Origin of the sequence: Streptomyces sp. NPDC021020 (genome assembly GCF_044333285.1) — a bacterium.
Classification (GTDB): domain Bacteria; phylum Actinomycetota; class Actinomycetes; order Streptomycetales; family Streptomycetaceae; genus Actinacidiphila.
This window is the reverse complement of the sequence record NZ_JBIRQQ010000009.1, coordinates 154,791-176,021: the sequence shown is the minus strand read 5'-3', so window position 1 is coordinate 176,021 and position 21,231 is coordinate 154,791. Positions and strand designations below refer to the sequence as shown.

At 71.1% G+C, this 21,231-nt stretch carries 17 protein-coding genes; 6 read left to right on the top strand and 11 right to left on the bottom strand.

Annotation, left to right across the window (positions count from 1 at the left end; translation table 11 throughout):
• Window positions 1-2 precede the first annotated feature (2 nt).
• The 4 genes from ACH4SL_RS26835 to pyk form a co-directional block, all read right to left on the bottom strand.
• Complete coding sequence (locus tag ACH4SL_RS26835) at window positions 3-1,877, bottom strand: branched-chain amino acid ABC transporter permease (RefSeq protein WP_398449965.1); 1,875 nt, start codon at window positions 1,875-1,877, stop codon at window positions 3-5.
• Window positions 1,878-1,881: 4 nt separating this feature from the next.
• Window positions 1,882-2,811 (bottom strand): branched-chain amino acid ABC transporter permease, encoded by a 930-nt coding sequence (locus ACH4SL_RS26830; RefSeq protein WP_398449963.1) that lies wholly within the window; start codon window positions 2,809-2,811, stop codon window positions 1,882-1,884.
• Window positions 2,812-2,957: 146 nt separating this feature from the next.
• A complete protein-coding gene (locus tag ACH4SL_RS26825) occupies window positions 2,958-4,223 on the bottom strand; it encodes a branched-chain amino acid ABC transporter substrate-binding protein (protein WP_398449961.1) in 1,266 nt (421 codons plus the stop codon).
• 496 nt (window positions 4,224-4,719) lie between these two features.
• Window positions 4,720-6,162 (bottom strand): pyruvate kinase, encoded by a 1,443-nt coding sequence (pyk, locus tag ACH4SL_RS26820; protein ID WP_398449958.1) that lies wholly within the window; start codon window positions 6,160-6,162, stop codon window positions 4,720-4,722.
• A 250-nt stretch (window positions 6,163-6,412) separates the two neighbouring features.
• Here pyk and ACH4SL_RS26815 point away from each other — a divergent pair, with 250 nt between their 5' ends.
• Window positions 6,413-8,260 carry a bifunctional metallophosphatase/5'-nucleotidase gene (locus ACH4SL_RS26815; RefSeq protein WP_398449956.1) on the top strand — a complete coding sequence of 616 codons (1,848 nt, stop codon included), beginning with the start codon at window positions 6,413-6,415 and terminating at the stop codon, window positions 8,258-8,260.
• Here ACH4SL_RS26815 and ACH4SL_RS26810 read toward each other — a convergent pair.
• Window positions 8,229-9,833: a lysine N(6)-hydroxylase/L-ornithine N(5)-oxygenase family protein gene (locus tag ACH4SL_RS26810; protein WP_398449954.1), complete on the bottom strand. Its 1,605-nt coding sequence runs from the start codon at window positions 9,831-9,833 to the stop codon at window positions 8,229-8,231. The two genes, ACH4SL_RS26815 and ACH4SL_RS26810, sit on opposite strands and share 32 nt — an antisense overlap.
• Before the next feature lie 40 nt (window positions 9,834-9,873).
• On the bottom strand, window positions 9,874-11,268 hold the full coding sequence (locus tag ACH4SL_RS26805) for a pyridoxal phosphate-dependent decarboxylase family protein (RefSeq protein WP_398449952.1): 1,395 nt from the start codon (window positions 11,266-11,268) through the stop codon (window positions 9,874-9,876).
• Window positions 11,269-11,683: 415 nt separating this feature from the next.
• Here ACH4SL_RS26805 and ACH4SL_RS26800 point away from each other — a divergent pair, with 415 nt between their 5' ends.
• Window positions 11,684-12,421 (top strand): maleylpyruvate isomerase family mycothiol-dependent enzyme, encoded by a 738-nt coding sequence (locus ACH4SL_RS26800; protein WP_398449950.1) that lies wholly within the window; start codon window positions 11,684-11,686, stop codon window positions 12,419-12,421.
• Window positions 12,422-12,469: 48 nt separating this feature from the next.
• Here ACH4SL_RS26800 and ACH4SL_RS26795 read toward each other — a convergent pair whose 3' ends face one another.
• From ACH4SL_RS26795 to pepN, 3 genes are all read right to left on the bottom strand, one after another.
• Window positions 12,470-12,922: a hypothetical protein gene (locus ACH4SL_RS26795; RefSeq protein WP_398449948.1), complete on the bottom strand. Its 453-nt coding sequence runs from the start codon at window positions 12,920-12,922 to the stop codon at window positions 12,470-12,472.
• 198 nt (window positions 12,923-13,120) lie between these two features.
• A complete protein-coding gene (locus ACH4SL_RS26790) occupies window positions 13,121-14,113 on the bottom strand; it encodes a GNAT family N-acetyltransferase (RefSeq protein ID WP_398449946.1) in 993 nt (330 codons plus the stop codon).
• Between the two features lie 218 nt (window positions 14,114-14,331).
• Complete coding sequence (pepN, locus tag ACH4SL_RS26785; RefSeq protein ID WP_398449944.1) at window positions 14,332-16,836, bottom strand: aminopeptidase N; 2,505 nt, start codon at window positions 16,834-16,836, stop codon at window positions 14,332-14,334.
• Window positions 16,837-16,938: 102 nt separating this feature from the next.
• Here pepN and ACH4SL_RS26780 point away from each other — a divergent pair, with 102 nt between their 5' ends.
• Window positions 16,939-17,862 carry a hypothetical protein gene (locus ACH4SL_RS26780; RefSeq protein ID WP_398449942.1) on the top strand — a complete coding sequence of 308 codons (924 nt, stop codon included), beginning with the start codon at window positions 16,939-16,941 and terminating at the stop codon, window positions 17,860-17,862.
• Window positions 17,863-17,956: 94 nt separating this feature from the next.
• Here the strand turns inward: ACH4SL_RS26780 and ACH4SL_RS26775 are convergent, their stop codons facing one another.
• Complete coding sequence (locus ACH4SL_RS26775) at window positions 17,957-18,391, bottom strand: ATP-binding protein (protein ID WP_398450333.1); 435 nt, start codon at window positions 18,389-18,391, stop codon at window positions 17,957-17,959.
• A gap of 41 nt (window positions 18,392-18,432) precedes the next feature.
• On the bottom strand, window positions 18,433-18,816 hold the full coding sequence (locus tag ACH4SL_RS26770; RefSeq protein WP_398449940.1) for a hypothetical protein: 384 nt from the start codon (window positions 18,814-18,816) through the stop codon (window positions 18,433-18,435).
• A 218-nt stretch (window positions 18,817-19,034) separates the two neighbouring features.
• Here ACH4SL_RS26770 and ACH4SL_RS26765 point away from each other — a divergent pair, with 218 nt between their 5' ends.
• Genes ACH4SL_RS26765 through ACH4SL_RS26755 form a run of 3 tightly spaced genes read left to right on the top strand, consistent with a single transcriptional unit; the run spans window position 19,035 to window position 21,172 of the window.
• Window positions 19,035-19,919, top strand: a complete 885-nt coding sequence (locus tag ACH4SL_RS26765) for a helix-turn-helix domain-containing protein (protein ID WP_398449938.1) — start codon at window positions 19,035-19,037, stop codon at window positions 19,917-19,919.
• Window positions 19,916-20,122: a DUF397 domain-containing protein gene (locus tag ACH4SL_RS26760; protein ID WP_398449936.1), complete on the top strand. Its 207-nt coding sequence runs from the start codon at window positions 19,916-19,918 to the stop codon at window positions 20,120-20,122. The genes ACH4SL_RS26765 and ACH4SL_RS26760 overlap by 4 nt, the downstream gene beginning before the upstream one ends.
• A gap of 21 nt (window positions 20,123-20,143) precedes the next feature.
• A complete protein-coding gene (locus tag ACH4SL_RS26755) occupies window positions 20,144-21,172 on the top strand; it encodes an NAD-dependent epimerase/dehydratase family protein (protein WP_398449934.1) in 1,029 nt (342 codons plus the stop codon).
• Window positions 21,173-21,231: the final 59 nt, after the last annotated feature.

The window sequence follows — 21,231 nt, the reverse complement described above, 5'->3', positions numbered from 1 at the left end:
CTTCACGCCCCCGCCGTGCCGACGGATACGGTGTCGTCGCCGAGGGTGCGCTTGCCGGGCGCGGTGGCCTCGTCCTCGTGGAACTCCAGCTGCCTGCGCCGGTTGGCGATGATGCCCTCCGGCCGCAGCCGCATGATCAGGACCAGCGCGAGACCGAAGGCGAACAGCTCGTACTTGGCGAGGAAGTCCAGCTTCTCCGGGATCAGGAAGAGCAGCGACGCGCCCAGGATCGGACCGCTGACCGTACCCATGCCGCCGAGGACGACGGCGGCGAGCAGGAAGGCGGAGTTCGGCGGTGTCGAGCCGGAGAAGACGTACGGGGTGGGCACCACGGAGTTGGTGACGTGCGCGCTGACGGTGCCGGCCAGGCCCGCCAGGCACGCGCCGAGGGCGAAGGCGATGAGCTTGACCCGGAAGCCGTTGATGCCCATCGCGGTGGCCGCGGTCTCGTCCTCGCGGATGGCGATCCACGAGCGGCCGATCCGGGAGTCGGCGGCGCGGGTGAAGACCAGCACCACGATGACGGTGATCAGCAGCATCAGCAGGTAGTAGTTGGCGAACCTGCCGAGTTCGAAGCCGCCGACGTCGTGGGTCTTGCCGAGGTTGTAGCCGAAGATCGACAGGTCCGGGATGACGGCGATGCCGTTGGGGCCGTTGGTGATCTTCGGGCCGCTCACGCCGTCGAGGTTGTTGACGACGATACGGAAGATCTCTCCGAAGCCGAGCGTGACGATGGCCAGGTAGTCGCCGCGCAGCCGCAGCGTCGGGGCGCCGATCAGCACGCCGAAGATCAGGGCCGCGGCGGCTCCGGTGAGGGCGGCGGCCCAGAACGGGAACTGCGTGCCGGACCAGATCGAGTACTGCGAGCCGGAGACCAGGGCCGCGGTGTAGGCGCCGACGCCGAGGAAGGCGACGTACCCGAGGTCGAGCAGGCCGGTGAGGCCGACGACGATGTTCAGGCCGAGGGCGACGGTGCCGACGATGAGGATGTTGACGCCGAGGTTGGCCCAGTGCTCGTCGTTCTGGACGAACGGGTAGGCGATGGCCGCGACGATGCAGGCGCTGGAGGAGAAGATCTTGTTCTGCCGGGTGATCTGCTGGAACTGCCGGGTGAGCCCGGCGCCGGCCAGGCCCCAGAAGGAGAAGCAGACGACGATCATGAAGCCGATGAAGATGTCGCTGTAGCTGGTGGCCAGGCCGTAGGTGAGGACCTTCACCCCGGCCGCGAAGACGACGACGATCGCCAGCCGCTGGAGCCAGACGTTGAGCCGCCGCGGGTCGGCCACCTTGAGCTCGGCGTTGGTGACCCGCAGGCCGCGCAGCAGGTGGTAAAGGCGGACGAGGCGCGCGGAGGCGAACAGGCCGGGCTCGGCGTAGTCGTCGTCCACCTCCAGCGGCGGGCGGTGGGCGGGCAGCCCGAGCGCGCCGATCACCAGGACCGCGCTGCCGGCGGCGGCGATCCAGCCGCCGGGGTCGAGGTTGGCCAGGCCGTGCAGCTTGGCCGCGATGTCGATGACGGTGTACCAGGTGGTGCCGAACGTGCCCACGGCCAGCAGCAGCACCGAGTTGTACGAGCGGCTCGGGTTGAGCCAGCCCAGGCCGGGCACCCGGAAGGCGCCCAGCGAGACGACGGCGGTCAGGATCGCGGCGATCAGCGTCATGATCTGCAGGCCGCCGGGGTAGCCGCTGACGGTCAGGTCGCCCGGGAAGTCGGTGGTGTACGTCCACGACATGAAGGTCGAGGCGATCGACACCGCGGCGCCGAGCAGCACCAGCAGCCGCGCCGCGGCGAAGGGCAGCGGCAGGTACCTCAGGACGCGGACGCCGTCCGGGTCGGTGACGGGCAGTACCTGTGCGGTGGTGGGAAGGTCGGTCATACGATCACGCCCTGTCCGCTACGCGTTCGCCGAGCAGGCCCTGCGGCCGGACCAGCAGCACCACGATGAGCAGGACGAACGCCCAGACGTTGGCCCACTCGCTGCCGCCGAGCTGCTGCATGCCGGGGATGTTGGAGATGTACGCGGAGGAGCACGACTCGGCGACGCCGAGGACGAGGCCGCCGAGCATGGCTCCGTAGATGTTGCCGATGCCGCCGAGGACGGCGGCGGTGAAGGCCTTCAGGCCCGCCTGGAAGCCGATGTCGTACTTGATCTGGCCGTACTTCAGGCCGGAGGCGAGACCGGCGACCGCGGCGAAGAAGCCGCCGATGGCGAAGGCGATCACGATGATGCGGTTGGTGTCTATGCCCATCAGCTTCGCGGTGTCCGGGTCCTGCGCGGTGGCCTGCATCGCCCGGCCGGTGCGCGAGGTGCGGACGAAGCCGGCGAGCGCGGTCATGCACACCACTGCCGCGGCCACCAGGAAGATGTCACCGGACTGGATGTCCACGGAGCCCACGTGGAACGGGCCACCGGGCAGCTGCGGGAAGTGCTTGCCCGCGGTGGCGTTCGGGTACCAGAGGAAGACCGCCTGCTGGAGCGCGAGGGAGAGGCCGATGGCGGTGATCAGCGGTGCCAGCCGTGGCGCGCCCCGCAGCGGGCGGTACGCGAGGCGTTCCGCGCCGACCGCGATCAGGACGGACACGAGGGCGCCGCCGGCCAGCATGAGCGGCAGCGCCGCCCATATGGACATGCCGTCGGGAAGGTTCGTGTAGACCGCGAGCGCGCCGAAGGCGCCGGTCATGTAGATCTCGCCGTGGGCGAAGTTGATGAGCTGGACGATGCCGTACACCATCGTGTAACCGATGGCGATGAGCCCGTACATCGAGCCGATGAACAGCCCGTTGGCCAGCTGTTGCGGCAGGGTGTGCACCGCATGGCCTCCATGTCGCTGGGTGGACGGGGACGGGTGACAGGGTGGGACCGGGGGCGGGCCCCGCGGGGTCGCCGGGGCCCGGATGTGCTGCGGGCCGCGCGGTCGGTGCGACCGACCGCGCGGCCCGGGTGGTGCCGGGTCGGTCAGCCGGTGTAGACGCCGGACTTGACCGCCACCCACTTGCCGTTCTTGACCTGGTAGACCGTGAGCTGCTTGTTGGTGGTGTCGCCGAACTCGTCGAAGGAGATGTGGCCGGCGATGCCGTCGAAGTCGGCCTTCTGCACGCCCTCGACGACCTTCGCGCGGGCGTCGTCCGGCAGCTTGCCGCCGTTGGCCTGGACCACGTCGCCGACCGCCTTGATGATGGCGGTGGCGGCGTCGTACGAGTAGCCGCCGTAGGTGCCGTAGTCACCGGGGTACTTGTTCGCCTTGTACGCCTTGATGAACTCCTGCGCGGCGGGCAGGGTGTCGACGGGCACGCCGACGGAGGTCGCGATGTCGCCCTCGGCGGCCTTGCCGGCGGTCTTGATGTACGTGTCGGAGTACATGCCGTCGCCGCCCATGAGCGGGATGTTCACGCCGGCCGCCTTGAGCTGCTTGGTGATCAGCTCGGACTCGTCGTACTGGCCGCCGTAGTAGAGCATGTCGGCGTGCGAGTTCTTGATCTTGGTGACGAGGGTGGAGTAGTCGTTCTCGCCGGTGTTGATGTGGTCGGTGCCGACGACCTTGCCGCCCAGCGAGGCGAACTTGCCGTTGAAGATCGCCGCGAGGCCCGCGCCGTAGGTCTGCTTGTCGTCGACGACGAACGCGCTCTTCTTCTTGAGCGTGTTGACCGCGTAGTCGGCGGCGAAGTTGCCCTGGTTGGCGTCGGTGGTGGCGGTGCGGAAGTAGGTCTTGAAGGCGCGCACCTTCTTGCCGGACGCCCAGTCCTTGCCCTGCGTCAGCGCCGGGTTGGTGTTGGAGGGCGAGATCTCCACCATGTTGGCGTCGTTGAAGACCTGCTGCATCGTCAGGGCCACGTTGGAGTTCAGCGGGCCGACGGCGGCTATGACGCTCTTGTCGGAGACGAACGCCGTGGCGTTCTGCTGGCCGTTGGCCGGGTTCGCCTTGTCGTCCAGCGCCTTGACCTGGAAGGTCACGCCGGGGACGAGCTTCTTGGCGTTGGCGTCGTCGACGGCGAGCTTGACGCCGTACTGGATGCCCAGGCCGGTGGCGGAGTTGGCACCGGTGAGCGGTGCGTCGACACCGATTACCACCGTGATGTTGTCGCCGGAGGCAGCGCTGCTGCTGCCGGTGCCGCCGCTGTCCCCGCCCTTTTTGTCGTCGTCGCTGCGCGAGCCGCACGCGGAGAGCGTGAGGGCTCCGGCGGCGACCACGGAGGTCAGAATCAGCAAGGAACGCTGTCGCACGGTCAGTCCTTTCCCCTGACACGGCTTCTCTGATGAGAAGCCGAAGTCGCGCGCGGAACCCGAACTGACAAATCCGGTGGCGCGGTGACTGGCCGTGACTCTAGGCCTGGTTCGCGCCATTCGGCATAGGTGTGGCCAAGAGTGTGACTGTCTTGTTATGCCGATCCGAAACTCTTGAGCTTCTCTTGAGATTCCATGGGACTTTTCGTACATAGCCCACTTGCCACCGAGGCGCCCGGAGAGTGAAAACCGCACTTCCCGTGTGGGGCAAGGCTCCCCGGGCCACCGCGGGCCGCGCCGCCGCCACGGGGGAGGGCGGGCCGGGACCGCGGCGGGCCGTGCGGCCGGACGCCGGGAATGTTTATTGCGCGCGCGTTACGCAGCGTTAATTGCAGTCGAGGGGCAAATACCTGGAGGGGCGGGGACGGGCGAAAAACCGCGCCCCCGCGGGCGGTGGCCGGCGGGGGCGCGGAAGAAGTCAGGAGCTATTTCGAGTTCACCCATTACGCGGCGGTAGCTCATCGACACCGATGTGGTGGACCCGGACCATATTGGTGGTGCCGGGCATTCCGGGCGGCGAGCCCGCCGTGATGACCACGACGTCGCCCTTCTTGCAGCGGCCGATCCGCAGCAGCTCCTCGTCCACCTGCCGGACCATCTCGTCGGTCGTCTGCACCATCGGGCCGAGGAAGGTCTCCACCCCCCAGGTCAGGGTGAGCTGGGAGCGGGTGGACGGCTCCGGGGTGAAGGCCAGCACCGGGATCGGCGAGCGGTAGCGGGACAGCCGGCGGACGGTGTCGCCGGACTGCGTGAAGGCGACCAGGAAGCGGGCGTCCAGGAAGTCGCCCATCTCGGCGGCCGCCCTGGCCACCGCGCCGCCCTGGGTGCGCGGCTTGGAGGAGTCGGTGAGCGGCGCGAGGCCGGCCGTGAGCATGTCCTCCTCGGCCGCCCGGACGATCCGCGCCATGGTCTTGACGGTCGCGATCGGGTACTTGCCGACGCTGGTCTCGCCGGACAGCATGACCGCGTCCGTGCCGTCCATGACCGCGTTGGCCACGTCGCTGGCCTCGGCGCGCGTGGGGCGGGAGTTGTCGATCATCGAGTCCAGCATCTGGGTGGCGACGATGACCGGCTTGGCGTTCCTGCGGGCCAGCGCGACCGCACGTTTCTGCACCAGCGGCACCGCCTCCAGCGGCATCTCCACGCCCAGGTCGCCGCGGGCCACCATGATGCCGTCGAAGGCGTCGACGATCTCTTCGAGGTTGTCGACCGCCTGCGGCTTCTCGATCTTGGCGATCACCGGGACCCGGCGGCCCTCCTCGGCCATCACCCGCAGCACGTCGTCCACGTCCCGCCCGGAGCGCACGAAGGACAGCGCGACGACGTCCGCACCGGTGCGCAGCGCCCAGCGCAGGTCGCGGATGTCCTTGTCGGACAGCGCCGGCACGGACACCGCGACACCCGGCAGGTTGAGGCCCTTGTTGTCGGAGACCAGGCCGCCCTCGATGCACATGGTGTGCACCCGCGGCCCCTCGACGTCCGTCACCTCCAGGGTGACCCGGCCGTCGTCGACCAGGATCCGCTCGCCGCGCGCCACGTCGGCCGGCAGGCCCTTGTACGTGGTGCCGCAGATCTGCTGGTCACCCTCGATGTCGTCGGCGGTGATGGTGAACAGGTCGCCGCGTTCAAGCAGTACAGGGCCCTCGGCGAAACGGCCGAGCCTGATCTTCGGGCCCTGAAGGTCCGCCAGGATGCCGACGCTGCGGCCGATCTCGTCGGACGCCTTGCGCACCCGACGGTAACGGTCCTCGTGCTCGGCGTAGCTTCCATGGCTCAGGTTGAGGCGTGCCACGTCCATACCGGCCTCGACCAGTGCCTTGATCTGGTCGTAGGAGTCGGTGGCAGGTCCCAGGGTGCAGACAATCTTGGCTCGGCGCATGTGTCGAGCGTATGACTTACCGGTTGGTAGCCGTGGCCACTACGGGCAACTGCCCAACGACAGCTGCATTAACGCTTGTTGACAACTTTCGAAGTGCGCGGGGGCCCGCTCGGATGAGCATCCCGGTACGGTCGACAGCAGTAGTTAACCTGCAAGGCCTGTTGCTCCGGGCTGTCGTTGGTCCACAATCTACGCGCGTTGTGCCTCAGCGCCCGCTTCAGCGCCCGTGTGAACCGTCAAGGAGAACGACATGCCGCTCAACCGCAGGGACTTCATCAACCGCTCGGCCGCCACCGGCGCCGGCGTGGCGCTCGCGGGCACCGCGGGCGCGGTCGCCGCGGCCGGACCAGCGCAGGCGGCGGACAAGGGCCACGGGCACGAACACGAGCACGGACACGGACACGGCCGCGACAAGAGCTTCAGCCTGCGCGTCCTCGGCACCACCGACCTGCACGGCCACGCCCTGAACTGGGACTACTTCACGAACGCCGAGTACGACGACGCCACCCACAACGACGTCGGCCTCGCCAAGATCGCCACCCTCGTCGAGCAGGCCCGGGCCGAGAAGGGCCACGACCGCACGCTGCTGATCGACGCGGGCGACATCATCCAGGGCACCCAGCTGTCGTACTACTTCGCCCGCGTCGAGCCCATCACCGGCGCGCGCAAGGGCCCGCAGCACCCGATGGCGCTGGCCATGAACCACATGAAGTACGACGCCGCCGCGCTCGGCAACCACGAGTTCAACTACGGCATCCCGCTGCTGCGCGCCTTCCAGGAGCAGTGCGACTTCCCGCTGCTGGCCGCCAACGCCGTCGACGCCAAGACGCTCAAGCCCGCCTTCCCGCCCTACCTGGTCAAGGAGCTGAAGGTGCACGGGCTGCCGCCGGTCAAGGTCGGCATCCTCGGCCTGACCAACCCCGGCATCGCGGTGTGGGACAAGGCCAACGTGCAGGGCAAGATGGCCTTCCCCGGCCTGGTGGAGCAGGCGAAGGTATACGTCCCGAAGCTGCGCGCCCTCGGCTGCGACGTGGTGATCTGCACCGACCACTCGGGCCTGGACGGCGGCACCACGTACGGCGACGCCGTGCCCTACCCGGAGAACGCCTCCTCCGAGGTCGCCGCGCAGGTGCCGGGCATCGACGCGATCCTGGTCGGCCACACGCACGTCGAGCGGCCGCAGACGCTGGTCGTCAACGAGGAGACCGGGAAGACCGTCGTGCTGTCCGAGCCGCTGTACTGGGGCATGCGGCTGTCGGTCTTCGACATCGACCTCAGCTTCGAGCGCGGCCGCTGGCACGTCTCCTCGGTCACCGCCGAGGTGCGCAACGCCAACACCGTCGCCGAGGACCCGCACGTGGCGCGGCTCGTCCGGGACGAGCACCAGAAGGTCGTGGACTACGTCAACCAGATCATCGGCACCTGCACCGTCGCGATGTCCGCGGCGGAGTCCACGTACAAGGACACGCCGATCATCGACTTCCTCAACCTGGTGCAGGCCGACACCGTCAAGGCCGCGCTGGCCGGCACCCAGTACGCCGACCTGCCGGTGATCTCCGAGGCCTCGCCCTTCTCCCGCACCGCCGCGATCCCGGCCGGCCAGGTCTCGCTGCGCGACGTCGCGGGCCTGTACGTCTACGAGAACACCCTGGACGCCAAGATCCTCACCGGCGCCCAGGTCAAGGACTACCTGGAGTGGTCCGCGGCGTACTTCGTGCAGACCGCGCCGGACGCGCCCGTCGACCCGGCGAAGCTCACCAACGCCAACAACACGCCCGACTTCAGCTACGACGTGCTCAGCGGGCTGTCGTACGACATCGACATCGCCCAGCCGGCCGGCTCGCGCATCGTGAACCTCACCGCGGGCGGGCAGCCCGTCGACCCGGCGGCGCAGTTCGTGCTCGCCGTCAACAACTACCGCTCCAGCGGCGGCAGCAACTACCCGCACGTGGCCGCGGCCCAGTCAGTGTGGTCCAACTCCGACGAGATCCGCAACACGATCATCGCGTGGGTCCAGGCGCACGGCGGCATCGACCCGGCGTCCTTCCCCGCCGACCAGTGGCGGCTCACCCGCGCCGGAGTGCCGGTGTTCGCATAGCCGCCTCGGCCCCGGCGGCCCCTCCCCCGGCGCCGCGGGCGCGGGCGGGGTCGCCGATGCCGAAGGTGGTGAAGGCGGTCCTGGCCGGCAGCGGGTAGTGCTCCGCGCCGGCCAGCAGCGCCGTGAGGTCGTTGAGGATCACCGCCGAGCGCCACGCGGCGAGTCCCAGGTCCGGGGCGCCGACGCCGTGCGTGTGGCGCTCGGCGTTCTGCACGTAGATCCGGCCCGTCACCGAGCGGTCCAGCTCCAGCCGGTGCCGGGCGTCCACCCGCGGCCGGCCCGCCGCGTCGCGCAGCAGCCGGTCCGCCAGCGGGGCGAGCAGCTGGTCCACCGGGCGCTCGCGGTAACCGGTCGCGAGCACCACGGCGTTGGTCACCAGCCGGCTGCGGGTGCCCTGCTCGGCGTGCTCCAGGTGCAGTTCGATCGCGGTGGTGCCGATCCGCCCGGCCGTCCGCACGCTCACCCCGGGCGTGAGCACCGCGTCCGGCCAGCCGCCGTCGAGGGTGCGGCGGTAGAGCTCGTCGTGGATCGCGGTGATCGTCTCGGTGTCGATGCCCTTGTGCAGCTGCCACTGCCGCGGCAGCAGCCCGTCGCGCACCTGCTCCGGCAGGCCGTGGAAGTAGCGCGTGTAGTCCGGGGTGAAGTGCTCCAGGCCGAGCCGGCTGTACTCCATCGGCGCGAACGCGGGTGTACGGGCCAGCCAGGTGATCGCCTCGCGCCCCACCGGGCGCGACCGCAGCAGGTCCAGGAAGACCTCGGCGCCGGACTGCCCCGAGCCGATCACCGTGACATGCTCGGCCGCGAGCAGCCGCTCGCGCTGCGGGACGTACTCCGCGGAGTGCACGACGGGCACGGCCGGCGCCTGCGCGAGCGGCCGCAGCGGCTCGGGGACGTACGGGGCGGTGCCGACGCCGAGCACCAGGTGCCGGGCGTACGTGCGGCCCAGCGCCTCGGCCTCGCCGCGCGCGTCGAGCTGCGTGTGGTCGACCTCGAAACGGGCGTGCCCCGGATCCCAGCGGACGGTGTCGACCTGCTGCCCGAAGTGCGTGGAGGGCAGCGCGTCGGCGACCCAGCGGCAGTAGGCGTCGTACTCGGCGCGGTGGATGTGGAAGCGCTCGGCGAAGTAGAAGGGGAAGAGCCGCTCGCGGGATTTGAGGTAGTTCAGGAACGACCAGCGGCTCGCCGGGTCGACGAGGGTGACCAGGTCGGCGAGGAAGGGCACTTGCAGCGTGGCGCCGTCCACCAGCAGCCCCGGGTGCCAGTGGAAGGCCTGCCGCTGGTCGTAGAAGGCGGCCGCGAGGTCCGGTACGGCGTCGGCGAGGGCGGCGAGCGAGAGGTTGAAGGGGCCGACGCCGATCCCGAGCAGGTCGAAGGGCTCGGGGTCGTCCTGGGCGGGGGCTTGCTGGTTTCCGGTGTGCTGGTCGGGGGCTTGCTGCGGTGCGGTGTACGGGGGCCGGTCCGGCGCGGGCGGGGCGCCGGGGCCGGGTTCGGGGGGTACGGCGGCGGCGCCGGGGCCGGGCTCGGCGTGCGGCGCGGCGGCCGGATCCGCGGGCTGCGGGGTCGGGGCGTTCATCGGGGCTGGGCCTTCCTTCCGTGGTGCCGCGCCCGGCGGGTCAGGACTGCCGCTGCCGGGCGCGCGCGTCGGTCACCAGGCGGAGCAGGGCGTCCAGGTCCTGCGGGCGGATGTGCGGGTTGAGCAGGGTCGCCTTGAGCCACAGCCGGCCGTCCGCGGGGGCGCGGCCGAGCACCGCCCGGCCCTCGTACATCAGCTCCCGGCGCAGCGCCGCCACCTGCTCGTCGCCGGCGCCCGCGGGACGGAAGAGGACGGTGCTGATCGTCGGCTGCGCGTACAGCTCCAGGTCCGGATGGCGCTCCACCGCGGCGGCGAGCTGCCGGGCGTGCCCGCACACCGCGTCGACCAGGGCGGCGAGCCCCTCGCGGCCCAGCGCCCGCAGCGTGACGGCGATCTTGAGCACGTCCGGGCGGCGGGTCGTGCGCAGCGAGCGGCCCAGCAGGTCGGGCATCCCCGACTCGGTGTCGTCGGCGGCGTTCAGATAGTCGGCCTGGTGGCCGAGCGGGCGCAGCGCGGCGCCGTCCGGTACGGCCAGCAGGCCCGCGGCGACCGGCTGCCACCCCAGCTTGTGCAGGTCGAGGGTGACCGAGACGGCGGACTGGAGCCCGTCGAGCTTGCCCGCCTCGTGCCGGCTGAAGAGCAGCGGCCCGCCGTAGGCGGCGTCCACGTGCAGCTCCGCGCCGTGCCGCGCGGCGGACTGGGCGAGCTGCGGGAGCGGGTCGATCGCCCCGGTGTCCGTGGTGCCCGCGGTCGCCACGAGCAGGGCGCGGCCCGGCAGTTCGTCGAGGGCGGCGTCCACCGCGACCGGGTCCAGCACGCCCGCGGGCGTGTCCACGGCGATCGGCTTCGGCAGGCCCAGCAGCCAGGCGGCGCGCTGCACGCTGTGGTGCGCGTTGGCGCCGCACACCACCTGCACGCGCGGGCCTCCCGCCGCCCGCTCGCGGGCCAGCAGCAGGGCGAGCTGGTTCGACTCCGTACCGCCGGTGGTCATGAGCGCGTCCGGCGCGGGCAGATCCGGGTAGACCAGCGCGCCCAGCACGGCCGCGGCCCGCTTCTCGATCTCCGTCGCCGCGGGTGCCTGGTCCCAGGAGTCCAGCGACGGATTCAGCGCCGCCGCCCCCAGCTCGGCGGCTGCCGCGAGCGCGAGCGGCGGGCAGTGCAGGTGGGCGGCGCAGTACGCGTCCGCCGGGTCCGCCGCGCCGCGCGCCATCTCGCGCACGAGCGTGTGCAGGGCCTCGTGCGCCCCCGTCCCGTTCCCCTGCAGGGGCCGCCCCATCGCCCCCGCGACCCGCCGCGCCGTCTCCCCCGGCCCCCCGCCCGGCACCGGCCCACCCCGCGCGGCCGCCCCCTCCTCCAACGCGGCCAGCACCGTCTCCACCAGCGGCCGCAACTCCGCGGCCCCGTGCCGGCCTCCGGCCAGCGCGGGCATCTCCATCTGGACCCGTCCTCTCTCCCTGGAGAGCCCAACGAGCCACTGCGTGCGGCGGTACGGTGTTTTTTCGCTCCGGGCTGCATCCGGAGGTGCTTTGCGCGATCTTCCCCGCGCGGGGGCTTGTCGCGCCCACGCGGCGCCAGCCGCACATCAGATGCAGCCCCGCGCCCCCGGTGTACCCGGCGGGGCATCGCGCCCTTTCCTGCGGGGGTGGGGTCGGGTGCCGGCACGGGGCACCTCCTCGGAATGCGCGTTCGCCCTCTTCCCGAGTTGGTGAGGTACGGGGAAGCGCATTCCTGCGGGGGCACCCCGCACCGTCCCCCTCCGGGCCGGTTCGGCGGCTGCCTGCCGGTGGGGGCGAACGCGGAGCGGGGTAGAACCGAGGGAGCCCGGCCGGCCAGATCCAGGAGGCGTCAGCGTGACAACCGGTAGCCCCACCGACTTCGAACCCGTCGCCGTCCTGGAGCAGATCGACGCCGCCACCGCGCAATTGCTGCGGACCGCGTCGCGGTTCACCGACGGCGACGCGAGGGCGCCGTCGCTGCTGCCGGGCTGGACGCGCGGGCACGTGCTCACCCACCTGGCCCGCAACGCCGACGGGGGCCGTCGGCTTCTCACGTGGGCCCGGACCGGTGTGGAGACGGCGGAGTACGCGAGCATGGCCGCCAGGGACGAGGAGATCGAGCGCGGGGCGGGGCGCAGCGCGGATGCGCTTCTGGCCGACGTGCGCGAGAGTGCCGACCGGTTCGCCGCGGAATACCGGCGGATGACGGCCAAGGCATGGAGCAGGAAGGTCCGCTGGACGGGAGGCCACGAGCGACCCGCGGCGCGGGCCGCCGATTCGCGGCTGAGCGAGGTGCTGGTCCACCACGCCGACCTGAACGCCGGCTACACCCCCGCGCAGTGGCCATCCCCCTTCGTCCACGACATGCTGGAGCGGGTGGTCGCGTCGTTCACCGCACGCGACCCGGCCCCTGCCATGCGCTTGCACGCGACCGACACCGGCACGTGGTACCGCGTCAGCGACGCTCAGCCGGCACCGGAGATCCACGGCGCGGAGAACGCCCTCCTGAGCTGGCTGATGGGCCGCTCCCCCGGCGACGACCTCACCGTGCGTAACGGCCCGGCGCTACCCGAACCGCCCTTCCTCTACTAGAACCTGCCCGCCCGCACAGGCGAGGTCCGGCTCCGCACCTGATCCCGGTCACCAGGCAGGGGGCCGGGACCGATCGCCACCCTCGGTCTCCTCCGGCCAGTTGACGGGAGCGAGGTCCGTCCGGCTCAAGATCCCGGGATCGGGAGGGAACTCCTCGTTGTGCGGCCCGCTCCAGTAGGCGCGCCGGGTTCGTGGAAGCGGGACCTCCACCAGCTTGCCGTCGTGGATCATCCACAGGCCGAAGCAGTCGTCCTCCTCGTCGTGGATCAGCACCTGCACCGTCTCCGGCCGGGGCCACGGCAAGGACTCCAGGTGCTTCAGCAGGCCGGACCGCGGGCGCATGCGCACGAACTCCGTACCCCAGCCGAACCCCCAGCTCCCACCGGGCCTCATCTCGTGGAATACGCCCTGCCACGTGCGTGTGTCATCCGGACGCGTCAGCGGCTCCATGACTTCGTCCGCGTCCTGCGCCAGCACGATGACTTCAGCGATTCTGCTCATGCCCGAATACCAGCGCCCACCGACACCTCACCGCAACCGAGTTCAGGTGCGCCGGCGCGGGGCCGGCCGTCGCCGGTCAGCCCCGGTGGCACCGGCCGATGAGGTGGCTGCCCTCGGCGGCGCCTACCGCGGTGGCCCGCACGACCCGCTGCCGGTGGGGGCTCGGCGCGCCGTTCTGACACACCGCCCGGTGGAGCGTCAGTTCGCCAGTACCACGCCCAGCATCGCCAGCCAGCCCAGTGCGACGAAGACGGGAAGCAGCACCATCACCAGACCGGTCGGGGAGGCCTGGAGCCACGCGGATCCCGGTTCCGCCAACCGGCGTCCCACCACCCGCTGCCCGCCGTGCCAGGCCATGTGCTCTTCCAGCTCCACGACAGTGGTCTTGCGGGTCTGTAGATAGCGGCGCCCGTAGCGCAGCATGACGGCGAACGCCAACCCGGACACGAATCCGATCACCGCGATGACCGCTCCGACGCCCTGGGCCACCTCCCTTGACTGCGCGCCCTCTTTGCCGAGGGTGAACGCCAAGGTGGCCGCGAGGCCCGCGGTGATGTAGAGGAAGTTGTTGAGCTTGTTCCAGTTGAGGAGGTCCTCATGTTTGTATAAGTCCACCGCGATCTCGTACTGGGCTTGGAGCATCGGCTCACGCGGCTTCCGTGAGACCCACACCACGCGCAGCCGACCGTCCGGCGGTCGCAACCGTGTCAGTTCCTCGAAGCCCATCTTCCGGTGGAACTGGCTCGACGGCTCGTTGAGCGGCTCGTTGACCACTGCGGCGATCACCGGGGCGGCCGTCCACTGCTCCATCACGTGGTGGTACAGCAGTGACGCAACGCCCTGCCGCGACGCATCGCGGGCCACACACACCTGCTTGATCACCAGGAAGCTGCCGAGCGTGGCCTTGATCCGACGGTTCAGCCACTCGTCAGATTCGATCTGGGCGTCGCTGTAGGCCAGCAGGAATCCCAGGACATCCGTCCCCTTGACGGCTACGTAGAAGTGCTCGGCGTTCGGCAGCCGCCTCTGGTACACCTCTTCGGTGTATTCCGACACCAGGAATCCCTCCTGGCCGGCCACACTCGGATCGAGTCCCTCCAGGTTCCTGGACTGTGCCAACGCGTAGATCATCGGGACGTGCGCCGCGGTCGCCCGCACGATCTCGATCCCCGCTTGAGCAGGCGCAGTCACGCGCTCACCTCCTACTGAACGATGAACTGAAGCTCCGCAGAAAGCGTGTCCTGACAGCCCGTCCGACGCAAGGGCGCCGCACGCGGGGGCGCCAGGGACGGGGCCCGCCGCGAGTCCGTTACCGGATACGGGAGGGGTCGGACGCGTATTCCGAGGAGGTACCCCCGGGGTGGCCCCCGACCCCACTCGCCGAAGCAGGCGCACGATGTGCCGCCGGGCTACGCGCCCCCGCGGACGCGCAGTGTGCGGGACAGGTCGTCCAGCTTGTCGCCCAGCGCACGCGCCAGCGCGGGGGGCAGGCCGCCGGGCTCCAGGCACGCGTGGCCCAGCTCAAGGGTCTTGGTGGACACCGCCGTGGACGGGAAGGCCGCCCGGCCGGCCTCCGTGGCGATCGCCGTGCCGCGGCGGGCGGCCAGGGGTGGGGCGTCGGCGAAGTAGCGGGGGACGTAGTCGGCGGTCAGAGCGGTGTGTTCGGGCTGCCAGAAGCCCTGGGCGTGGGCTGCGAAGAGGTAGTTCGAGAGGGTGTCGTCGGTGAACATCGCCTTCCACGCGGCGGACTTGGCCGAGGCGGTGGGGAGGGCGGCCCGGCAGCGGGCGGCGCCCTCACGGCCGGTCGCGCTCGGGTCGGCGGCCAGCGCCGTGTCGATCTCGGCGGCGGAGGCGGCGCCGAGGACGGTCAGCCGCAGCAGCATCCGCCAGCGCAGTTCGGGGTCGAGCGGGGCGCCGCCGGGGATCGCGCCGGCGTCGTACCAGGCGCGCAGCTCCGTCACGGACTCCTCGTCGTACGCGCAGTCGACCAGCGCGCGGGTCGCGGTCAGGCGCGTGCCGTCGAGGCCGGCGGCGAGGAGCTGCCGGGCGATCGCGCCCAGCGTGCGCAGTGCCGCGGGGCGGGCGTCCGGGGTGAGGTACTGGTCGGCGACCAGGGTGCGGGTGAAGGTGAGGACGGCCTCGACGATCGCGGGTTCGGGCTCGCCCGGCAGGTGGGCGGCGGCCAGCGCGAGGTAGTCCGCGGGCGGCAGGCCCCCGTCGCGGACGAGGGTGCGCGCGGCGTTCCAGGCGACGGCCCGGCCGAGCGGGTCGGGCAGCCCGCCGAGGGTGTCGCGCAGCGTCTGCCACGACTGCGGGTCGAAGTGGACCTTGGTGTACGTGAGGTCGCCGTCGTTGAGCAGGATCAGGTCGGGCCGCGGCCCGGGCAGGTCGTGGTGCTCGCCGACCGACCCGGCGGCGACGTCCACCGTGAGCCGTTCGCGCAGCACCAGCCTGCCGGGGTCGGCGACGGCCCGGTCGTACAGTCCGACGCCGACGCGGTGCGGGCGGGTGCCGCGGTGCCCGATCTCCAGCCGCCAGTGGCCCTCGGGCGCGCCGGGCGGGGTGTCGGGGGTGAGCGTGTCGACGCCGGAGGTGCGCAGCCAGGCCGCGGCCCACGCGGGGACGTCGCGGTCGGTGGCGCTGCCGAGGGAGTCGATGAAGTCGGCGAGGTCGGCGTTGCCGAAGCGGTGCCGGGCGAAGTGCGTGTTGAGCCCGGCGGTGAAGGCCTTGGGGCCGAGCCAGGTGACGAGCTGCCGCAGCGCGGAGGCGCCCTTGGCGTACGAGATGCCGTCGAAGTTGTTGAGCGCGGACGCGGTGTCGGGCACGTCCGCCGGGTCGGGCGCGACCGGGTGCGTGGAGGGCCGCTGGTCGGCGTCGTACCCCCACGCCTTGCGGGCGACGGCGAAGTCCGTCCACGTCCCCGTGAAGGAGGTGGCCTCCGACAGCACCTGGAAGCCCATGTACTCGGCGAAGGACTCGTTCAGCCAGATGTCGTCCCACCAGCGCAGCGTGACGAGGTCGCCGAACCACATGTGCGCCATCTCGTGCGCGATCACCACCGCGCGAAACTGCTCTTCGGCGGGCGTGACCGCCGAGCGCGGCAGGTACGCCTCGCGGACGGTGACGAGCCCGGGGTTCTCCATCGCGCCCGCGTTGAATTCCGGCACGAACGCCTGGTCGTAGGAGTCGTACGGGTAGGGCTCGTCGAACAGCTCGTGGTAGCGGTCGAAGCAGCGCCGGGTGATGTCGAACAGCGCGGCCGCGTCCCGGTCCAGGTATTCCGCGAGCGAGCGGCGGCAGTGCAGGCCGAACGGCAGCCCGGCGTGCTCGGTGCGCACCGAGTGCCACGGCCCGGCGGCGATCGCCACGAAGTACGTCGCCAGCGGCGGGGTCGTGGCGAGCTGCCAGCGGCCGGGCGCGGTACGGGTCGCGACGCCGTTGCCGAGCACCGACCACTGGGGCGGGGCGGTCACGGCGACGTCGAAGACGGCCTTCAGGTCCGGCTGGTCGAAGGACGCGGCGACCTGCTGCATGTCGTTCATGAACAGCTGGCTGTGGACGTACGCCTCGCCGTCCGCGGGGTCGGTGAAGCGGTGCATGCCCTCGCCGGTGCGCGAGTACGGCATGTCCGCCTCGACCGTCAGCTCGTGCTCGCCCGCGGCCAGGCCGGTCAGCGGCAGCCGGTTGCCGTCCAGCAGCGCGGGGTCCAGCTCGCGGCCGTCGAGGACGACGCGGCGCAGCGCGGCCGGGCGGATCTCGGCGAAGGTGTCGCAGGCGCGCCGGGCCTCGAACCGGATCACGGCCGTGGAGGCGAACACCTCGTCCCCGCGGGTCAGGTCGAAGTCCAGGGCGTAGCGGTGGACGGTCAGGTCGCGGGCACGGGTCTCGGCCTCGGCGTGCGTCAGAACAGGCATGCGGCTCATGCTGCCCTACGGGGGCGCCGCCCGGTAAGCGCCGCGGTGCTCCGGCGCGTAGGCTCGTCGCGCGTACGCTCGTCGGCGCAGGGGGAGGTGGCCGTGGCCGGATACGCCGAGGACACGCAGCAGGGCCCGGGGGGCGGGCCGATCGTGCACGGCTTCCCGCACCTGGACACCGTACGGACCGCGCTCACCGCGCTGCACCGGCGGCTCTCCGCGGACGGCGTGCGGCGCTTCGCCGCCAGCGTGCTCCCCGAGCTGGCCGACTTCCCCGCGGACGAGGACCTCTACCTCGGGGTGCAGCGCGTCGCGCAGGTGATGGTGCAGCACCTGCGGCTGCCGGACGCCCGGATGGTGGTGAGCTTCCGCGACATGGTCCACGCCGGGAACGTCGAACTGGCCGCCGGGCCCGAATACTTCGTCGAGCTGCACGCCCGCTTCAAGGCCGACCGGCGGGACGTGGCCGCGGCCCTCGCGCACGAAGTCATGCACGTCTACCTGCACCGGCTCGGGCTCTCGCTGCCCGGCACCCGCGACAACGAGATCCTCACCGACACCGCCGCCACCTACCTCGGGGCGGGGTGGCTGCTGCTCGACGCCTACCGCGAGGACGCGGCGGTCATCGGCGACCGCGTCACGCGGGCCGCGTACAAGCTCGGCTACCTCACGCCGGAGGAGTTCGGCTACGTCCTCGCCAAGCGCGGCGCCGCCTTCGCCGAGGACCCCGAACCGTGGTTCCGCTCCCCGCAGGCGGTCGACGCCTACCGCGCGGGCCGCGCCCGCCACCTCGCCGACCTGCGCGCCGCCCCCCTCGCCGCCGCGCCCTGGACCGCCCGCCGCCGCTACACCCGCGACCGCCGCGCCCTGGCCTCCGGCCCGGGCTACGCCTTCACCTCCGACCCGGGAGGCGCCAAGGTCTCCTTCCCCTGCCCGCACTGCTTCCAGCGCCTCCGCCTCCCCTGCCGGGGCCGCGTACGGGCGAGGTGCACGCTGTGCGGGGCGGAGCTGTCGCTCGACACATGAAGGTGCGTTCTCGGGGGCTGGGAAGCGCGTTCCTGCGGGGGCACCCCCGCGGCCGGAGGGCGGCTGCCCGCCGGTGGGGGCTCTGTCCGGGGGCTCAAACCTGCCGAGGCACCCGGACGTCGGGGCGCGGTACGTGCTGGGCGGCCTTGCCGAGCGCCAGGTCCGCCCAAGTCACCTTGCCCTCGTACGCCGGGACGGAGTCCCACCGCATGCTGAGGGCTTCCACCAGGAACAGCCCACGGCCGCCCTCGGCGTCGTCGCCGACGGCCTGGAGCACGGGCTGTTCACGGCTGGTGTCCTTCACGGAGATACGCAGGGCGTCGTCGCGTACCTGGAGCTGGACGACGATGGCCGCGTCCTGCCGATCTGCCAGTGGGGACGTCACCTCTTCGGTGGCCTTCACCGCGTTGGTGACCAGCTCGCTGGCGATGATTTCGGCGTCGGCGGCAAGGTCGCCGAGGACCCACGCGCGCAACGTGCGCCGGACAAAGGAACGAGCCAGGCCAGGAGCAGTCGGCACCGCTGCCATCTCGAAGTGCGCCACGTGAGGCTGCGTGTTCGGCTCGGTACTCACGGGCGGCCCGTCTCCGTGTTCGTCGTGTCGCTCGTGTATCGGACCGCGCCCCGGATCTTCTCGGCGAGTTCCTCGCGCATGAACGCCGCGATCCCGGCGTCGTGGTGGAAGTGCTGCGGGCCCGGCACGACGATCTGGGTGATGCCTGCGGCGCGGCAGCCCGTGATGAGCGCCGCCCAGGTGGCCAGCCGCTCGCTGGGCGACTCCTCGCAGTGAGCAGCGACCAGGACGAGGCCCTGCTGCTCGGCGAAGACGACTAACTCCTTGACGGTCTGGTGGACGTCCTCCCGGTCCATGCCGGGGAGCCGCCGGAAGTAGGCAGCAACGGCCACGGGGCCCCTGCGGGCGGGCTGGACGTGCGCGGTGTCGGTGACAGGCATACGAGGTCGCCTCCAGGCAGCGGAAACAGGCGAGCAGCGGGGTGTATGCGCGGCCTGCGCCGTCGCCCCGACCTGAAACCGAGCGAAGCACCGAGGCCTTGAAATATGCAAGGCTTCACTTTGAGATTCCCTCCTGCGGTGAGGTGTCATCGCGAAGTGAGCGCACGGGTACTTGCAGAACGAGGGAACACGTACCGTCAAACTGAGAGAGGTACGAAGTGGTCGACGGAGTAAGCGGTTCGACGGTGCCCAGGCGTCAGCTCGGGCGCTACTTGCGCGAGTTGCGCAACAGGGCACGGCTGACGGTGAAGGCAGCCGCCGTGACACTGGAGTGGTCGGAGGCGAAGATCTGGCGCATCGAGACAGGCCAAACGTCGCTTCGAAGCCACGACGTCGAGACGATGTGCCGCGTCTACGGCGCAGGTAGTGATCTGACGAGCGCCCTCATGGCGCTGGCCAAGGAGACCAAGGCCAAGGGGTGGTGGCACAGCTACGGTGACGTCATCCCGGGCTGGTTCGACGTGTACATCAGCCTCGAAGAGGCGGCGACCGCCCTGTCCGTCTACCAGTCGGAACTGGTCCCTGGGCTGCTCCAGACCGAGGACTACGCGCGCGTTCTGATCCGCACGGACCATCCGGAGTTCACCGACGCAGAGGTCGAGCGCCGGGTGCAACTCCGCACCGAACGCCAAGCTCTGCTCACCCGGGTCACTGATCCTCCCGGCCTGGGCGTCATCCTGAACGAGGCGGTGATCCGGCGCCCCCTCGGTAGTGAGAAGATCATGGCCGACCAGCTCGTCAACCTCCTCGACCTGGGCGAACTGCCGAACGTGGCAGTGCGGGTCATGCCGTTCTCGCATGGCATGCACCCCGGCGTCACCACCGGCCCGTTCGTCATGCTGGAGTTCTCGATCAACGGCTCTGGTATGCCGACCGAGCCCACCACCATCTACATCGAAGGCCACGCTGGAGCGCTCTACCTCGACAAGCAGCATGAAGTGGAGCTCTACGAGCAGGCGTTCGGCCACATTCAACGTGCCTCGCTCAGCGAGGTGGCAAGTAGGAAATTGATCGCGGAAGCAGCTAAGGAGTGGCAGAAGTGAGTACCAACGATCTGGCCGATGCGCTGTGGTTCAAGTCGAGCTACAGCAACGGCACAGGTGAATGCGTTGAGGTCGTCATCATCGGCGACCAGGTCGCCACCCGTGACAGCAAGGACCCCTCCGGACCGAACCTGGCGTTCACGGCGGAGGCATGGACAGCCTTCGTCCGCGGCGTCACCCTCGGTGAGTTCCCGGGCACGTAGACCGGCGGGCACGATCGCAGCATGCGCATCCTCGTCATGGGCGGAACATGGTTCCTCGGCAAGGCGGTTGTCGACGATGCGCTGCGGCGCGGCTGGCAGGTGACGGCCTTCACGCGCGGCCGATCGGGAGCTCCCGCCCCAGGCGCCGAATCCGTCCGGGGCGACCGGCTGGTCGCACAGGACCTGGCTCGCCTCGCCGAACTCGGGCCCTGGGACGCGGTCGTGGACACCTCGGCTTCCGGACTCGCGCCCCGCGACGTGCTGGCGGGGGCGCAAGCTCTGAAGGAGGAGGCTCGGCAGTATGTCTACGTATCGACGGTGTCGGTCTACCGCGGGTGGCCGAACGAGCCGCTGACGGAGGAGTCCGAGGTGCTGGACGGCCCGCCGGACGCGGACGCAGGTTACGGCGCCATGCCCGCGGGGTGGACCGGGCCCGACCTGCACTACGGGCGCCAGAAGGCGGGCACGGAGCGGGCCGTCGTTGCAGCCTTCGGTCACGCCCGCACGGCGATCGTCCGCCCCGGTGTGATCCTCGGCCCCGGCGAGTACGTGGGACGTCTGCCGTGGTGGCTCAACCGCGCGGCCCACGGCGGCAGGATTCTCGCCCCGGGCTCCCCGGCCAAGGTGATCCAGCCCGTCGACGTGCGTGACGTTGCCCGTTTCGCACTGGACCAGGCCGCCGCGCCCGCGGGCGGCACCTACAACGTGACCGCACCGGTCGGCCGGGACACGATGGGCGACCTCCTCACCGCATGCCTGGACATCACCGGCGCGTCCGGCCGGCTGGCGTGGGCGCCGGACGAGCTGCTGCTCGGCCATGGGGTGCGCCAGTGGACGGAACTGCCGTTGTGGCGTACCCACCCCGGGGTGTGGCAGATCGACGCGACCCGCGCGTACGCAGCAGGCCTGGTATGCCGCCCCCTCGCTGAGACCGTCACCGACACCTGGCAGTGGCTACGATCTGGTGGCCTCCCGGTGGACCATCCGCGATGGGCGCAGCACGGCATCGACCCGGCGAAGGAGGCCAAGGTCCTCGCCTCTCTCGGCTGACGGCACTCAGGCCTCAATGGGGGCGACGGCCCGGGTGCCGAGCTGCCGGGGCAGGACTA

What these genes read in the sequence shown, in the direction of transcription:
- ACH4SL_RS26835 (WP_398449965.1), bottom strand. Translation starts at nt 1,877, where the DNA reads ATGACCGACCTTCCCACCACCGCACAGGTACTGCCCGTCACCGACCCG.
- pyk (WP_398449958.1), bottom strand. Translation starts at nt 6,162, where the DNA reads ATGCGCCGAGCCAAGATTGTCTGCACCCTGGGACCTGCCACCGACTCC.
- ACH4SL_RS26815 (WP_398449956.1), top strand. Translation starts at nt 6,413, where the DNA reads ATGCCGCTCAACCGCAGGGACTTCATCAACCGCTCGGCCGCCACCGGC.
- ACH4SL_RS26810 (WP_398449954.1), bottom strand. Translation starts at nt 9,833, where the DNA reads ATGAACGCCCCGACCCCGCAGCCCGCGGATCCGGCCGCCGCGCCGCAC.
- ACH4SL_RS26805 (WP_398449952.1), bottom strand. Translation starts at nt 11,268, where the DNA reads ATGGAGATGCCCGCGCTGGCCGGAGGCCGGCACGGGGCCGCGGAGTTG.
- ACH4SL_RS26795 (WP_398449948.1), bottom strand. Translation starts at nt 12,922, where the DNA reads ATGAGCAGAATCGCTGAAGTCATCGTGCTGGCGCAGGACGCGGACGAA.
- pepN (WP_398449944.1), bottom strand. Translation starts at nt 16,836, where the DNA reads ATGCCTGTTCTGACGCACGCCGAGGCCGAGACCCGTGCCCGCGACCTG.
- ACH4SL_RS26775 (WP_398450333.1), bottom strand. Translation starts at nt 18,391, where the DNA reads ATGGCAGCGGTGCCGACTGCTCCTGGCCTGGCTCGTTCCTTTGTCCGG.
- ACH4SL_RS26770 (WP_398449940.1), bottom strand. Translation starts at nt 18,816, where the DNA reads ATGCCTGTCACCGACACCGCGCACGTCCAGCCCGCCCGCAGGGGCCCC.
- ACH4SL_RS26755 (WP_398449934.1), top strand. Translation starts at nt 20,144, where the DNA reads ATGCGCATCCTCGTCATGGGCGGAACATGGTTCCTCGGCAAGGCGGTT.